Source organism: uncultured Dechloromonas sp., from assembly GCF_945957265.1.
Lineage (GTDB): Bacteria > Pseudomonadota > Gammaproteobacteria > Burkholderiales > Rhodocyclaceae > Azonexus.
In genome coordinates this window covers 94,838-108,884 of sequence record NZ_CAMFKO010000010.1, presented here as the reverse complement: position 1 = coordinate 108,884, position 14,047 = coordinate 94,838, and the positions used below count along the sequence as shown (strand labels likewise).

14 protein-coding genes and 1 pseudogene are annotated in these 14,047 nt (G+C 67.9%); 11 read left to right on the top strand and 4 right to left on the bottom strand.

The annotated features are described in order from the left end of the window. Window positions 1-43 precede the first annotated feature (43 nt). From Q0P59_RS07715 to Q0P59_RS07695, 5 genes and pseudogenes are all read left to right on the top strand, one after another. A pseudogene (locus Q0P59_RS07715) lies at window positions 44-523 on the top strand (sulfate ABC transporter substrate-binding protein); the annotation flags it as partial. A gap of 8 nt (window positions 524-531) precedes the next feature. Next, window positions 532-1,344, top strand: a complete 813-nt coding sequence (locus Q0P59_RS07710; RefSeq protein ID WP_295005257.1) for an EAL domain-containing protein — start codon at window positions 532-534, stop codon at window positions 1,342-1,344. Next, window positions 1,341-2,273 carry a cysteine synthase A gene (cysK, locus tag Q0P59_RS07705; protein WP_295005255.1) on the top strand — a complete coding sequence of 311 codons (933 nt, stop codon included), beginning with the start codon at window positions 1,341-1,343 and terminating at the stop codon, window positions 2,271-2,273. Before Q0P59_RS07710 ends, cysK begins: the two co-directional genes overlap by 4 nt. Window positions 2,274-2,283: 10 nt before the next feature. Further along, a complete protein-coding gene (locus tag Q0P59_RS07700; protein ID WP_295005253.1) occupies window positions 2,284-3,414 on the top strand; it encodes a PatB family C-S lyase in 1,131 nt (376 codons plus the stop codon). Continuing rightward, the gene (locus Q0P59_RS07695; protein WP_295005251.1) at window positions 3,411-3,701 is read left to right on the top strand and encodes a hypothetical protein; all 291 of its coding nucleotides are present in this window, start codon (window positions 3,411-3,413) and stop codon (window positions 3,699-3,701) included. The genes Q0P59_RS07700 and Q0P59_RS07695 overlap by 4 nt, the downstream gene beginning before the upstream one ends. Here Q0P59_RS07695 and Q0P59_RS07690 read toward each other — a convergent pair. Beyond that, window positions 3,682-4,263 (bottom strand): 5-formyltetrahydrofolate cyclo-ligase, encoded by a 582-nt coding sequence (locus Q0P59_RS07690; RefSeq protein ID WP_295005250.1) that lies wholly within the window; start codon window positions 4,261-4,263, stop codon window positions 3,682-3,684. The two genes, Q0P59_RS07695 and Q0P59_RS07690, sit on opposite strands and share 20 nt — an antisense overlap. Window positions 4,264-4,277: 14 nt before the next feature. Here Q0P59_RS07690 and Q0P59_RS07685 point away from each other — a divergent pair, with 14 nt between their 5' ends. From Q0P59_RS07685 to Q0P59_RS07670, 4 genes are all read left to right on the top strand, one after another. Beyond that, entirely contained in the window at window positions 4,278-6,215 is a 1,938-nt protein-coding gene (locus tag Q0P59_RS07685) for a lytic transglycosylase domain-containing protein (RefSeq protein ID WP_295005249.1), read from the top strand. 6 nt (window positions 6,216-6,221) lie between these two features. Continuing rightward, entirely contained in the window at window positions 6,222-8,294 is a 2,073-nt protein-coding gene (locus Q0P59_RS07680) for a DUF1631 family protein (protein WP_295005248.1), read from the top strand. A 91-nt stretch (window positions 8,295-8,385) separates the two neighbouring features. Next, a complete protein-coding gene (locus tag Q0P59_RS07675) occupies window positions 8,386-9,348 on the top strand; it encodes a complex I NDUFA9 subunit family protein (protein WP_295005247.1) in 963 nt (320 codons plus the stop codon). A gap of 23 nt (window positions 9,349-9,371) precedes the next feature. Next, the gene (locus tag Q0P59_RS07670) at window positions 9,372-10,607 is read left to right on the top strand and encodes a multifunctional CCA addition/repair protein (RefSeq protein ID WP_295005246.1); all 1,236 of its coding nucleotides are present in this window, start codon (window positions 9,372-9,374) and stop codon (window positions 10,605-10,607) included. Here the strand turns inward: Q0P59_RS07670 and Q0P59_RS07665 are convergent. Then, window positions 10,575-10,772 carry a DUF2905 domain-containing protein gene (locus Q0P59_RS07665; protein ID WP_295005245.1) on the bottom strand — a complete coding sequence of 66 codons (198 nt, stop codon included), beginning with the start codon at window positions 10,770-10,772 and terminating at the stop codon, window positions 10,575-10,577. The two genes, Q0P59_RS07670 and Q0P59_RS07665, sit on opposite strands and share 33 nt — an antisense overlap. Window positions 10,773-10,825: 53 nt before the next feature. Between Q0P59_RS07665 and Q0P59_RS07660 the strand changes: the two genes are divergently transcribed. Further along, complete coding sequence (locus tag Q0P59_RS07660; protein WP_295005244.1) at window positions 10,826-11,632, top strand: alpha/beta fold hydrolase; 807 nt, start codon at window positions 10,826-10,828, stop codon at window positions 11,630-11,632. Here the strand turns inward: Q0P59_RS07660 and Q0P59_RS07655 are convergent. Beyond that, window positions 11,622-11,813, bottom strand: a complete 192-nt coding sequence (locus tag Q0P59_RS07655) for a YjfB family protein (RefSeq protein WP_295005243.1) — start codon at window positions 11,811-11,813, stop codon at window positions 11,622-11,624. The two genes, Q0P59_RS07660 and Q0P59_RS07655, sit on opposite strands and share 11 nt — an antisense overlap. Before the next feature lie 63 nt (window positions 11,814-11,876). On the opposite strand from Q0P59_RS07655, the gene Q0P59_RS07650 reads away from it, so the two are divergent. Next, entirely contained in the window at window positions 11,877-12,851 is a 975-nt protein-coding gene (locus Q0P59_RS07650) for a hypothetical protein (protein ID WP_295005241.1), read from the top strand. Window positions 12,852-12,857: 6 nt separating this feature from the next. Here the strand turns inward: Q0P59_RS07650 and Q0P59_RS07645 are convergent, their stop codons facing one another. Continuing rightward, entirely contained in the window at window positions 12,858-14,018 is a 1,161-nt protein-coding gene (locus Q0P59_RS07645) for an SAM-dependent methyltransferase (protein ID WP_295005239.1), read from the bottom strand. Between the last annotated feature and the right edge of the window lie 29 nt (window positions 14,019-14,047).

The window sequence follows — 14,047 nt, the reverse complement described above, 5'->3', positions numbered from 1 at the left end:
GAACTACACACTGCATATCGTCGGCAGCGTCAGATGTGTATAAGAGACAGCGAGGGAACTGGTCAGCGCCATCTTCAAGAACGTGCCGGTGCTCGATTCCGGCGCCCGCGGCTCGACCACGACCTTCGTCGAACGCGGCCTGGGCGACGTGCTGATCGCCTGGGAGAACGAAGGCATCCTGGCGGTCAACGAACTGGGCAAGGACAAGTTCGAGATCGTCTATCCCAGCCTCTCCATCCTCGCCGAGCCGCCGGTGGCGGTAGTCGATAAAGTGGTCGAGAAGCGCGGCACCCGGCTGACGGCGCAGGCCTACCTCGACTACCTGTATTCCGAGGAGGGCCAGCAGATCGCCGCCAAGCACTATTACCGCCCGACCCATCCCAAGGTGGCGGCACAGACCGCCAGGCAGTTCCCGAAACTGAAGCTGGTGACCATCGACGATACCTTCGGCGGCTGGCAGAAGGCGCAGAAGACGCACTTCGCCGACGGCGGCACCTTCGACCAGATCTACCTGAAGAAATAGGCCGCGCCATGCCCGTCGAAGACCTGATCCGCTACTTCAATGCCGCCGACGCCAGCGGCGACAGCACCCTGTACGTCGCCGGCGACCGCGTCGAGGCCTGGCATGGCGGCCTGCACCTCGGTTCGCTGTTCCAGCCGATCGCCGACTTGCGCAGCGAACGCGTGCTCGGGCATCGGGCCAGCCTGACCGTGCGCCGCAGCGACGGCGCCGGCCTGCCGCCCGAAGCGCCTTTCGATGCCTGCGAGAGCGGACCGGCCATCGTCCATCTCGACCGCCTGTGCCGCACGCTGCACGCCCTCAACTTCCTCGCCCAGCGCCAGCACGCCGGCGGCTATCTGCAGGTCGCCATCCATCCGCACCACCTGCAGGCCGTCAGCAACCAGCACGGCCTGGTCTATGAAGCCATCCTCAAGCGCTGCGGCCTGGGGCCGGCCGATATCGTGCTCGACATCGACGCCGATGCCAGCGAGCTGGGCAGCCACGGCGCGCACGCCCTGGCCAGCTACCGCCAGCGCGGCTACCGGCTGGCCCTGCACGGACCGGAACAGCCCCCGGCCCTGCCCGCCGTACTGGCGCTGGAACCCGACATCCTGCGCATCGCCGCGGCCGATCCTTCCGCCTGCGCCGCGGTGCCGTGCTCGGCGACACGCATCGAGATCGCCGGCATCGACGACGGCGACGCGCTGCGCCAGGCGCTGGCCAGCGGAGCGGACCTCGGCACCGGGGACCTGTTCGGCGAACCGGCCCGCGCCTGCCGCCCCACACACACCGGGGCGAGAAACCCCTACAATCCCCCTTCTTCGTACGGAACCCGTCCATGAAAATCGCCAACAACGTCACCGAACTGGTCGGCAACACGCCGCTCGTCAAGCTCAACCGCGTTACCGCCGGCAGCGGCGCCACCGTCGTCGCCAAGCTGGAATTCTTCAACCCCGGCCACAGCGTCAAGGACCGCATCGCCGTCGCCATGCTCGACGCCGCCATCGCCGCCGGCAAGATCGGCCCGGACACCGTGGTCCTCGAACCGACGTCCGGCAACACCGGCATCGGCCTGGCCATGGTCTGCGCCGCGCGCGGCATCAAGTGCGCCTTCACGATGCCCGAGACGATGAGCCGCGAGCGCAAGCTGCTGCTCAAGGCCTACGGCGCCGACCTGATCCTGACCCCGGGCCCCGAAGGCATGGGCGGCGCCATCGCCAGGGCCAAGGCACTGGCCGACGGCGATGCCAAGTATTTCATCCCGCAGCAGTTCGAGAACCCGGCCAACCCGGAAATCCACCGCAACACCACGGCCGAGGAAATCTGGCGCGATACCGACGGCCAGGTCGACATCTTCGTGTCGGGCGTCGGCACCGGCGGCACGGTGACCGGCGTCGGCGAAGTGTTGAAGGCGCGCAAGCCGGGCGTCCGGATCGTCGCCGTCGAACCCGATGCCTCGCCGGTGCTGTCCGGCGGCCAGAAGGGCCCGCACCCGATCCAGGGCATCGGCGCCGGCTTCGTGCCGGGCGTGCTGAACACCGGCATCTACGACGAGGTGATCCGCGTCACCAACGACAACGCCTTCGCCACCGCCCGCCAGATGGCGACCGAGGAAGGCCTGCTCGTCGGCATTTCCTCCGGCGCCGCCACCTGGGCCGCGCTGGAACTGGCCAAGCGGCCGGAAAACGCCGGCAAGCTGATCGTCGTGATCATCCCGTCCTTCGGCGAGCGCTACCTGTCGACGGCGCTGTACCAGCACCTCGAGGTCTGAGGCGCACGGCTTGAGTCCCTTCGATATCGTCATCGACCGCCGCGACTCGGATTCCGAAAAGTGGCGGAAATACGCCGACCAGGACATCCTGCCGCTATGGGTCGCCGACATGGATTTCGCGGCGCCCCCGGCGGTCCTCGCCGCCCTGCACCGGCGCCTCGAGCATGGCGTGCTGGGCTATGGCAGCCCCTGGCCATCGCTGACGGAGTCGGTGCTCACTCACCTCGAAAGCGAGTACGCGTGGCGCATCGAGCCGGAGTGGATCGTCTGGCTGCCGGGCCTGGTCAACGGGCTTAACGTCGCCTGCCGCAGCATCGACGGCGAGGTGCTGACGGCGGCGCCGATCTACCCGCCCTTCCTGTCCGCCCCCCATCTTTCCGGCCGCAAGCTGAACCGGATCGACCTGAGCTGCACCGGCACCCGCTGGCACTGGGACATGGACGTCCTGCAAAAAGCCACCAGCCCCGCCACCCGGCTGTTCCTGCTCTGCCACCCGCACAACCCGGTCGGCCGCTGCTGGGGCCGGGATGAGCTGCTGGCCCTGGCCGGGCATGTCGAAGCCAACGACCTGATCGTCTGCTCCGACGAAATCCACTGCGGGCTGATCCTCGACGAGGACAAGCGGCACATCCCGTTCGCCAGCCTGTCGCCGGCCATCGCCCAACGCACCATCACCCTGATGGCGCCGTCCAAGACCTTCAACATTCCCGGCCTCGGCTGCGCTTTCGCGATCATTTCCGACCCCGCCCTGCGCCGCCGCTTCGAGCGGACCATGCTGGGCATCGTCCCGCATGTGAACGTGCTCGGCCTCGCCGCCTGCGAAGCGGCCTTCCGCGACGGCGGCGACTGGCACCGCGAACTGATCGCCTACCTGCGCGGCAACCGCGACCGCGTCGCCGCCACGATGTCCGGCCTGCCCGGGGTGCGCATGGCCCCCGTCGAAGCCACCTACCTGGCCTGGCTCGACATCCGCGACCTGCGGCTGGACCACCCCGCCGCCCACTTCGAAGCCCACGGGCTGGGCCTCTCCGACGGCGCCGCTTTCGGCTGCCCCGGCTGGCTGCGCCTCAATTTCGGCTGTCCGAGAGCGACGCTGGACGAGGCGTTGCGCCGCTTCGAACAGGCCTGCCGCGCCGCATGAACAGCTACACGCTGACCCTGGCCATCCTGCTCGCCGCGTCCATCCTGCAAATCTGGACCAGCGCGCTGGCCATCGAGGAATGCCTGCGCCGCAAACGGGATGGCGGCCGGCGCCGCATCTGGCTGGCCGTCGCCGGTACGGCCATGCTCTTCGCGCTGCACGACGGCTATGCCCTCGAACTGGCTTTGCGCACCGGCATCTACGACCAGCGCCAGGCCATCCTGGTCGGCCTCGCCGCGCTGACCATGGCCTACGCCATCCGCGGCTTCAGGCGGCAGGAAGCCTGAGCGCCCCGGCTTCGGTGACCAGCCAGTCGAGACGCTGGTCGTGCCGCTCCGGGCGGATGGTCGGCAGGCGATTGATCTCGAAGCCGACGCCCACCGCCAGCGGGCGAGGGGACAGCGCGGCCAGCGTGCGGTCGAAATAGCCGCCGCCGTAACCCAGCCGGTAACCGTCGCCGTCGAAGCCGTTGAGCGGCAGCAGCAGCATGTCGGGCTGCACGAATTCACCGCCGGTCGGCGTCGGAATGCCGTAACGGTCGGCGGCCAGCGGCGTATCCGGCGTCCACAGCCGGAAGGCCAGCGGCGCGTCTTCCCGGACCACCACCGGCAAGGCGGCCAGCACGCCTTGTGCCGCCCAGCGGGGGATGACCGCCCGCACATCGGGTTCGTGCTTGATCGGCCAGCAGAAGGCCACGATGCGCGGCAACGGCAAGGCCGCCTGCAGATGGGCGACGATGTGCGCCGACCAGGCGTCATGCTCGGCATCGCTCAATGCCGCCCGTCGGGCCACCATGTCGCGCCGCAATGCCCGGCGCCAGGCCGTGTTATCCTCGTTCGCTTCTTGCATCACCGTAATCTAGCATGAAGTTTCACGCCCGCTTCGCCCCCCTGACGCTTGGCCTCGCGCTCTCGCTGTCCGTCTTCGCCCAGAACGGCGACATGGCCTTCCTGACGGCCCGCGACGCCTTCCGCGCCGGCAACCTGAACAAGCTGGAGCAGGCCATCGGCCAGCTCGGCAACCACGAACTGGCGCCCTACGCCGAGAGCTACCGGCTGCGCATGTGGATGGACAAGGGCGATCCGGGCAACCTGCGCGATTTCCTGCAACGCCACGAAGGCAGCTACGTCGCCGAGAAACTGCGTGCCGACTGGATCCGCCTGCTCGGCAAGCGCGCCTCGTGGAACGAGGTCGATGCCGAGTTTTCCAAGCTGCTCGCCCCCGAACCCGACGTCACCTGCTACAGCCAGCAGGCCCGGCTGGCCCGCGACGACCGCAGCGTGCTGGCCGAAGCGGAAAAGCAGTGGCTGACCATGCTGGAACCGCCCGAACCGTGCCGGCCCATCCTCGATGCCGTGGTCGCCAGCCAGAAGATGAACGCCGACGACGTCTGGGCGCGCGCCCGCCGCCAGGTCGAGGCCAACCGCCCGGGCTGGGCCAAGACCACGCTGAATTACCTGCCGGACAGCCAGATGCCGGACAGCCGTTCATTCGACAGCGCCCTCAACAGCGCCATGAGCCACCTGGTCAAGCAGGGCGTCGGCAACGGCAGCCGCGCCGGACGCGAACTGGCAGCCTTTGCCATCGCCCGCATTGCCGCCAACGATCCGCGCGCAGCCGCCGACGAACTGGAACGGATCAAGGGCAAGCTGAACGACGGCGAACGCCAGTGGGCGTGGAGCCAGATCGGCCTGCAGGGCGCCAAGAAGCACCTGCCGGAAGCGGTCGGCTGGTATAACCAGGCCGCCAAGGCCCTGCTGTCGGAAGACGGCGCCCAATGGAAGGTGCGTGCCGCGCTGCGCGCCCAGGAGTGGGGCGTCGTCCGCAACGCCATCGAAGCCATGCCGGCCGAGCTGGCGGCCAAGCCCGAATGGATCTACTGGCTGGGCCGGGCGCAGCACGCCGGCGGCCGCAGCAGCGAAGGCAACGCGCTGTTCGAGAAAATCGCCGGACAGCCCAGTTTCTACGGCAATCTCGCCGACGAGGAACTCGGCCGCACCGTTGTCCCGCCGCCCAAGGCCAAGGCGCCGACCGCCGAGGAACAGCGCGCCGCCCGCGACAACCCGGGCATCCGCCGCGCCCTGGCCTTCTTCCGCAACGACATGCGGACCGAGGCGGTCAAGGAATGGAACTGGTCGCTGCGCGGCATGGACGACCGCGAACTGCTCGCCGCCGCCGATCTCGCCAAGCGCAACCAGATCTGGGACCGCGCCATCAACACCGCCGACCGGACCAGGAACGAGCACGACTACACCCTGCGCTTCCTCGCCCCCTACGGCGAAACGGTGCGGCCCGCCGCCCAGAACCAGGCGCTCGACGACGCCTGGGTGTACGGCCTGATGCGCCAGGAAAGCCGCTTCATCGTCAGCGCCAAGTCCACCGTCGGCGCCTCCGGCCTGATGCAGTTGATGCCGGCCACCGCCAAGTGGGTCGCCAAGAAGATCGGCCTGCGCGACTTCAGCCAGGGCCGGGTCAACGATACCGAGACCAACGTCCTGCTCGGCACCACCTACATGCGCCTGGTCATGGAAAACCTCGACAACCACCCGGTGCTCGCCTCCGCCGCCTACAACGCCGGCCCCGGCCGCGCCAAGAAATGGCGCGCCGACCGGCCGCTGGAAGGCGCCATCTACGCCGAGACCATCCCGTTCAGCGAAACGCGCGACTACGTCAAGAAGGTGATGAGCAACGCGGTCTATTATTCAGCCATCTTCAACGGCAAACCCGATTCGCTGAAAGCCCGCCTCGGCACCGTCGGGGCCCGCACGGCGGACGCGCCCAAGGACGCCGACCTTCCCTGACCCGCCATGGCCATGCATTCCGACTCGTTCGAGGTACTGCGCAACTGCCGAGCCCTGTTCGTCAGGCATCTCGGCGCCCTGCTGCAGGATAGCCACCTGGTTTCCGGCCCGGCCATCGCGGCCGTCCAGGACGGCGCCGGCGCCTACTTCGACGAAGTCGTCGCCACCGACAAGCGGGGCAGCTTCGCCGACGAGGTCGACGGCCTGACCGCCTCGCGCATCACGCTGCTCGCCGAGGACGACCTCGAGCTGGGCATCCGCCTCGACAACCTGACCGCCCGGCTCTTCGAGAACTCGGGCGACAGCCTGTGGAAGCTGCACCTGCGCTTCGTCACGCTGCTGCGTCGCCCCGACCTGCCGAAAAGCGACAACCCGGTCGGGCCGAAGAGCATCTGCCGGGGTCTCGACACGCTGTTCGCCGCGGCGGGTGCCGGCAGCCTCGACGACAAGCTCAACCTGCTCGACCAGTTCGAGGCCTACCTGCGCCAGAACCTGCCCGGCCTCTACGCGGAACTGAACGCCTTCCTGGAAAAAGCCGGCATCGACGCCGCCCAGCCGGCCATCATCACCGCCCCGGACAGCCCGACGCAGGCCCGCGAAATCCCGGCTGCCCCCGCCGGCAACGCCCTCGAAGGCCTGCAGCAACTGCTGGCGGCCCGCCTGCCGGCGATGCCGGAAGGCGCCGCGGCGTTCTCCGGCGGCGCGGCGGCCAGCCTGCTCAGCCAGTCCTCCCTCGAACAGCTGATGTTCCGCCTGGAAGCGCTCGAACGGGTAGGGCGTTTCGGCCCCCCGGTGATCCCCGGCAGCGCCCCCGCCGGCGAACCCATGATGCCGGCGCTGTTTGCCGAAGGCTCGCCCTCCGCGGCGCCGAAAATCATCCGCTCCGGCGAGCTCGGCATCCCGAAAACCGCCACCGAAAGCGTCGCCATCGACACCCTGGCGATGATCTTCGAAGCCATCTTCGCCGACCCGGAACTACCCGATGCGCTGAAAGCCATCGTCTCCAGCCTGCAGATCAAGGTGCTCAAGGTGGCGATGAAGGACAGCGCCCTGTTCACCGACAGCGCCCATCCGGCCCGCCTGGTCCTCGACCGCATGGCGCAGGCCGCCCTGGGACTGCCTCTCGACGTGTCGCCGCGCCACCCGGTATGCCGGCGCCTGTTCGAACTGGCCTCGCACCTGCGCCTGGAAGCGGGCAGCGACCCGGGCCCGTTCGCCGCCACCGTCGGCGAACTGGATGCGCTGATCGCCAGCCGTCACGAGCAAATCGCCGCCGAGGCGGCACGCTACCTTCCCCTGCTCGAACAACTGGACCGGCAAGACGCGCTGGTCACGCGCGTGGCGCAAACCATACGGGCCGCGCTGCACAAAAACCCGCCCGAAGCGATTGCCCGCTTTCTCGACGGGACCTGGCGCCAGGCGATGCTGGACATCGGCCGCGAAGCCGGCCCCGACAGCCCGTCGTGGCAGGAATACGCCGCCGCCATCGACGGATTGCTGTGGTCCTTCCAGCCCAAGACGGCCGCCGAGGACCGCAAGCAGCTGGCCCAGCGCGTGCCGCCCATGCTCCGGACGCTGAAAGCCGGGATGGAACGCGCCGGCTTGCCCAGCGGCGAGCAGGAAGCCTTCCTCGATACCTGCTTCCAGCTGCAGACCCAGGCGCTGCGCGCCACCGCCAGCGCCGACAATGCCGGCGTCCCGCCGGTCGAGGCCGCGCTCCAGGCGCCTGGCCGGCCGGTCGGCGGCCGGCTGCAATCCGGCGACCTCGTTCTGCTCACCTTCGATTTTCCGGAACCCCATTCGCCGCCGGCACGCCCACCGGCCTACGCGCCGGGCGACTGGATTTCCACGGCGCTCGGCGACGGCGCAACCCGCAGCGGCATGGTCGGCCACGTCAGCCCGGGTACGCAAAGAGTCCTCCTGCTCAACCCGGAAAGCGGGTTCGCGGCCGCCGTCCACCCGGCCATCCTCGACCGCCAGCTCCGCGACGGCAGCGCCGAAATCCGCTCCGGCCGATCCCTGTTCGAGCTGGCGGCGCAACGCGTCCTCGGCCAGGCCGGCGGGAATTCAGGCAATTGATAGCCGCCGGCCGGCCATCCGGCCGCCCGAAAATGGTCAAATTGCCTTAAAATCCGACTTTTACGAACGATTCAAGTTTCCGGGGTTCCACATGGACATCAAAAAGGTCTTGCTGCTGGGGGGTAGCGGTTTCATCGGTACCTACATCGCCAATCGCCTGTCGCAGCGCGGTATCGAGCTCACCATCCCGACGCGCCGCCGCGAACGCAACAAGGCGCTGATCATCCAGCCGGGCGTGGAGATGCCGGAAGCCGACATCAACTGCGAAAAGACCCTGACCGAACTGATGCGCGGCCACGATGCCGTGATCAACCTGGTCGGCGTCCTGCACAGCCGCGACGTCGTCCTGCCCTACAGCCGCGACTTCGCCGAAGCCCACGTCGAGCTGCCGAAGAAGATCGTCGCCGCCTGCAAGGCCACCGGCGTCCGCCGCCTGGTGCACATGAGCGCCCTCAACGCCGATCCCAAGGGCCCCTCCGAATACCTGCGCTCCAAGGGCGATGGCGAAGCCGTCGTGCTCGCCGCCCAGGGCGAACTGGACGTCACCGTCTTCCGTCCGTCGGTCATCTTCGGCCTCGGCGACTCCTTCCTGTCGATGTTCGCCAACATCCTGAAGAAGGTGCCGTTCTTCCCGCTCGGTTTCGGCCATGCCCGCTTTCAGCCGGTATGGGCCGCCGACGTCGCCGACGCCTTCGTCGACGCGCTGGCCGACGTGAACACCTACGGCCAGGCCTACGAGCTGGCCGGCCCCAAGGTCTACACCCTGCGCGAGCTGGTCGACTACGCCAAAGAGCTGACCGGCAGCAGCGCCACCATCGTGCCGCTGTCGGAAGGCTGGGCCTACCTGCAGGCCGGCCTGATGTGGCTGGCCCCGAGCCCGATGCTGTCGCCCGACAACCTGCGCTCGATGGAAAAGGACAGCGTCTGCGAAGGCGCATCCAAGGCGCCGGCCAACTGGCAACCGACCGCGCTGGAAGCCATCGCGCCGACCTACATTGCGTTGAACACGCCGAAAGGCAAGCTGGACAGCTTCCGCTACCGCGCCGGCCGCTGAACAAGCGGCCCGCCTCGCCAGCCGTGCAGACCTACCTCGTCGGCGGTGCCGTCCGTGACGAACTGCTCGGCCGGCCCAACGCCGACCGCGACCACGTGGTCGTCGGCGCCACCCCGGAAGCCATGCTGGCGCAAGGCTTCCGGCCGGTGGGCAAGGATTTCCCGGTATTCCTCCATCCGCAAAGCCATGAGGAATACGCGCTGGCCCGCACCGAGCGCAAGACCGGCCGCGGCTACCACGGCTTCGCCTTCCACGCCGCGCCCGACGTCACGCTCGAAGACGATCTCGCCCGCCGCGACCTGACCATCAATGCCATGGCCAGGGCCGGCGACGGCAGCCTGGTCGACCCTTTCCACGGCCAGGCCGACCTGCGGGCCAAGGTATTGCGGCACGTCGGCCCGGCCTTCGCCGAAGACCCCGTGCGCATCCTGCGCCTGGCCCGTTTCGCGGCCCGCTTCAGCGACTTCACCATCGCACCGGAAACGCTCGACCTGATGCGCGGCATGGTGGCCGACGGCGAAGTCGATCACCTGGTCGCCGAGCGCGTCTGGCAGGAACTGGCCAAGGGGCTGATGGAAGAGCGGCCGTCGCGGATGATCGAGGTGCTGCGCGATTGCGGCGCCCTGGTTCGCCTGCTGCCCGAGGTCGACAAGCTGTTCGGCGTGCCGCAGCGCGCCGACTACCATCCGGAAGTCGATACCGGTATCCATACGCTGATGGTCATCGACCAGTCGGCATTGCGCGGCTTTGCGCTGCCGGTGCGCTTCGCGGCGCTGACCCACGACCTCGGCAAGGCGGAAACCCCGGCCGACATCCTGCCGCGCCACCTCGGCCACGAGGAGCGCAGCGTGCGCCTGACCGAGCAGCTCTGCGCCCGGCTGCGCGTGCCCAACGACTGCCGCGACCTGGCCCTGCTGATGGCCCGCTACCACGGCAACGTGCACCGTGCCGCCGACCTCAAGGCAAGCACCCTCGTCACGCTGTTCGAGAAAACCGACGCCCTGCGCCGGCCGGAACGCTTCCAGCAACTGCTCGATGCCTGCCTGTGCGACTATACCGGGCGCCTGGGCTGGGAAAACCGCCGCTACGACAGTCCGCAGCGCCTGCTGGCGGCGCTTGCCGCCGTGCGCTCCGTGCCGGCCGGCGACATAGCGGCCGCCTGCGCCGACAAGGGCGGGATTCCCGAACGCATCCACGCCGCCCGGGTTCTTGCCGTCAAGGCCGCCTTAAATGAGCCGGGAGAGCAGCCAGAGCAATAGCGAAAAGATGATCGTCGTGGCCACCGGAAAGACATAGTTCCGGCCACGGAAGCGGAAGGCGAAGTCGCCCGGCAGTTGGCCGAAGCGAATGAAGCGCGCCAGATGCGGGGCGATGATGCCCAGCAGGAAAATCGCCACCACCAGCGTCACTAACCACTTCAGCATATTGCCCTGCTTCGCCCCAAAAACCGCATTAGAACACGGCCCCAACCGACCCCATGCTAAAAACACAAATCATCGCCGGCCTCGAAGTCTTTTCCTGCACGCCCGACCGCAAGACCGGCAAGCCGCCCTTGCTGTTCGTACACGGCGCCTTTGCCGGCGGCTGGATGTGGACCGAAACCTTCATGCCCTTCCTGGCCCAGGCCGGCTACCCCTGCCACGCGCTCTCCCTGCGCGGCCACGGCGGCAGCGAAGGCCGGGATCATATCAACTGGCACTCGGTCGCCGACTATGTCGACGACCTGAAGAGCGTGGTCGACTGGCTCGGTGAAGAGCCCGTCCTGATCGGCCACTCGATGGGCGGCTTCATCGTGCAGAAGTACCTGGAACACCGCCCGGCCCGGGCTGCCGCGCTGATCTGCTCGGTGCCGCCGCAAGGCCTGATCGCCTCCCAGTTCCACCTGCTGTTCAGCAAGCCGCACCTCTTCCTCGAGCTCAACCGCATCCTGAGCGGCGAATATACCGATACGGCAACGCTGCGCGAAGCCTTGTTCGCCGGCGATGCGGACGAGGCCATGCTGGCTGCCTGGATGACCCGGATGCAGAACGAATCGCAGCGCGCCATCCTCGACATGACGATGTTCAACCTGCCCAACCTGTTTTCCATGCACCGGCCGCCGATGCTCATCCTGGGCGCCGAAGACGACGTGCTGGTGCCGGCTTTCCTGGTTCAAAGCACGGCCAACACCTACGGTCAGCGCGCCCACATTTTCCGTCGCATGGGACACGCCGTGACCCACGAAAAGGAATGGCCGCTCGTGGCGGCCTGTCTGCGCGACTGGCTGGAAGAGCTCACGCCCTGACGTCGATGCTGTTGCCGAGGTTGGGCGGGTTATTGGTGACCGACGGCAAGGCCTGAAGCAGCTGCAGCGCGCCCTGCGCCTGGATATCGATGGCCTTGCGGAGTACCGCGGTACTGACCGCTTCCGACAGCTGCGTCTGGGTCAGTGTCGAGGCCTGTCCGGAAATCGATGCAACGTCCATCTTGCGCAAGCTCCATTTAGGACACATTATTGAGCCAGTGTAGCTGACCCTGCGACAAGTTCAATGAGCAATTCCGACCCTGCCAGCCAACTCTCCGCGATCAGTCAGGCGATTCGCGCCAAGCGCGAACGCAAGAGTCCGACGACGCAAGACATCGAGGCGCTGGAAGCGGCGCTGGTCGCGGATATCGAAGCCTTCGACCTGGACGCCGCCGAGCGCCGTGCCCGCCGCGAATACCTGGCCAGCAGCGGTGCCGGAATGAGCGACTCGGAACTGGTGTTTCCCGAAATCGCCCCCAAAAAGCTGTCCGCGGCGCAGCCCGCGCCGGCGAGCGAACCGCCTCCTGCCGAGCCGGCGCTGGCCGAGGCGCCGCTGCCCACCATCGCCGCGGGCGGCCTGCTCGATCAGTTGCGGCGCCAGGCGGAAATTCGCCAGCGCGAAATCCACAGCGCGCTGGCCGAACGAACCGCCATCAACGAAGCGATCGACCAGGCCCTGAAGCACATCTTCTTTTTCCTGCACGAACTGGTCCAGCAGCTGAACATCGTCAAGCCGGGCATCCCGCGCGACTACCCGCTGCTCGAGCAGCACCAGCTCAGCCGGCTGGACTGGCAGGAGGGATTCGCCGACTACCGGACCCAGAGCCAGAGCGCCGGCGCGCTGGTCGAGCTGGTCAGCTTTTCGTACCGCCTGAACGGGCCCGGCTTGCTGGCGATCGGGCGCGACGGCCCGGCCGTCGAGCGTTTCCGCAGCATGCTCTTCGATTTCGGATTGCCGTTCACCTGCAAGGAATTCAAGAACGAACGCCAGTATGTCGAACATGCCGAATTCGAGATTCGCAGCGATGTCAGCGTCAGCGTTCGCTGGCGGGCCGATTTCGCCAAGGGCGCCATCATCGTCGAGGCGCGCAACCTCGAACGCCTGGGCAGCACGCTCTATACCTTGCGCCCCGAGGCGGTCGACCAGGCCCTGCTCGACGACTTCGGGCACGTCGTGCTCGGCCAGCCCAATCGCTTCAGGGAACTGGCCAAGCGTTAAGCAAGCCTAGAGCCGCCAGCCCTGGTCGCCGCTGGCAAAGCCGAGGAGGGCGTCGTCAATGCCGCGCCCGATGGCGATGACCTTGAACAGCTCCCCCATCTCGTGCGGCATCAGGAGCGTATTGACGGCACCGGCCGCCCGAATGTACTCCGGCGTGCCGTTGGGAAGATCGGCCAGCAAGTCGAGAATGCCGCAATTGAGCAGGAACTGCCCCTGGCTGGCATAGCCGAGCAGATCGAGCCCGGCGCCATGCGCCCCGGCGATCACCGCCGTGAAATCGACATGGACGGTGACGTCCTGCAGGCCGGGCAGGTAGAACGGATCGGGATGGGCATGGTGGCGGTAGTGGCACATCAGGGTGCCGCGACCGCGCTGCTGGTGGTAAAACTCGCGGCGCGGGAAGCCGTAGTCGATCAGGAGCAGGGCGCCCCGGTCGAGGCGATGCCCCCATTCGGCCGCCCAGGACGATACCGCCAGGCTGATTTCGCTCTCGAAACCCGGCGGCAGCTGGCATTGTTCGCCGATTTGCCGGGCCGCGGCGAGCAGGGCGCCGGTCGCCGGGCGTTCCTGCCAGGTAAAACCCCCGTCCGCATCGAGCGCGACACCCCGGTCGAAGATGCCGTCCTCCCGCCAGGCCACGACATGGGCCGGCATGGCGTCGAGCAGTTCGTTGGCCAGCACCACCCCGGAAAAACGCGCCGGCAAACGATCCAGCCAGCTCACCCGCGACAGCAAGTGAGGGGCTGCCGCCGCGATGGTCTGTTGCTGCCGCTCGCGCAGGTCGGCCGACAGGTCGAGGATGAAATAGCGCTCCGGCAAGCCGCCCAGGCGTTCCAGTTCGAGCAGGAGATCCGCCGCCAGTCGCCCGGAGCCGGCGCCGACCTCCAGCACGCACGGCGCCGACCGGGCCAGCACCTGCATGACCTGGCGGGCCACCGCCCGCCCGAACAGGGCGGACATCTCCGGCGCCGTCACGAAATCGCCGGCCGCCCCGAATTTGCGGGCGCCGGCCGTGTAATAGCCCAGGCCAGGGCGATACAGCACCTGCTCCATGAAGCGGGCGAACGAAATCCAGCCGCCGGCAGCCGTGATGTCGTCCGCGATGGCCTGGGTCAGACGCTGGCTATGGACGATCGCTTCGGGTGCGGGGGCAGGGAGGTTGTTCATCGCAAATGAAAAAAATATCGATTTTAAGA

What these genes read in the sequence shown, in the direction of transcription:
- Q0P59_RS07710 (WP_295005257.1), top strand. Translation starts at nt 532, where the DNA reads ATGCCCGTCGAAGACCTGATCCGCTACTTCAATGCCGCCGACGCCAGC.
- cysK (WP_295005255.1), top strand. Translation starts at nt 1,341, where the DNA reads ATGAAAATCGCCAACAACGTCACCGAACTGGTCGGCAACACGCCGCTC.
- Q0P59_RS07695 (WP_295005251.1), top strand. Translation starts at nt 3,411, where the DNA reads ATGAACAGCTACACGCTGACCCTGGCCATCCTGCTCGCCGCGTCCATC.
- Q0P59_RS07690 (WP_295005250.1), bottom strand. Translation starts at nt 4,263, where the DNA reads ATGCAAGAAGCGAACGAGGATAACACGGCCTGGCGCCGGGCATTGCGG.
- Q0P59_RS07685 (WP_295005249.1), top strand. Translation starts at nt 4,278, where the DNA reads ATGAAGTTTCACGCCCGCTTCGCCCCCCTGACGCTTGGCCTCGCGCTC.
- Q0P59_RS07680 (WP_295005248.1), top strand. Translation starts at nt 6,222, where the DNA reads ATGGCCATGCATTCCGACTCGTTCGAGGTACTGCGCAACTGCCGAGCC.
- Q0P59_RS07675 (WP_295005247.1), top strand. Translation starts at nt 8,386, where the DNA reads ATGGACATCAAAAAGGTCTTGCTGCTGGGGGGTAGCGGTTTCATCGGT.
- Q0P59_RS07665 (WP_295005245.1), bottom strand. Translation starts at nt 10,772, where the DNA reads ATGCTGAAGTGGTTAGTGACGCTGGTGGTGGCGATTTTCCTGCTGGGC.
- Q0P59_RS07660 (WP_295005244.1), top strand. Translation starts at nt 10,826, where the DNA reads ATGCTAAAAACACAAATCATCGCCGGCCTCGAAGTCTTTTCCTGCACG.
- Q0P59_RS07655 (WP_295005243.1), bottom strand. Translation starts at nt 11,813, where the DNA reads ATGGACGTTGCATCGATTTCCGGACAGGCCTCGACACTGACCCAGACG.
- Q0P59_RS07650 (WP_295005241.1), top strand. Translation starts at nt 11,877, where the DNA reads ATGAGCAATTCCGACCCTGCCAGCCAACTCTCCGCGATCAGTCAGGCG.
- Q0P59_RS07645 (WP_295005239.1), bottom strand. Translation starts at nt 14,018, where the DNA reads ATGAACAACCTCCCTGCCCCCGCACCCGAAGCGATCGTCCATAGCCAG.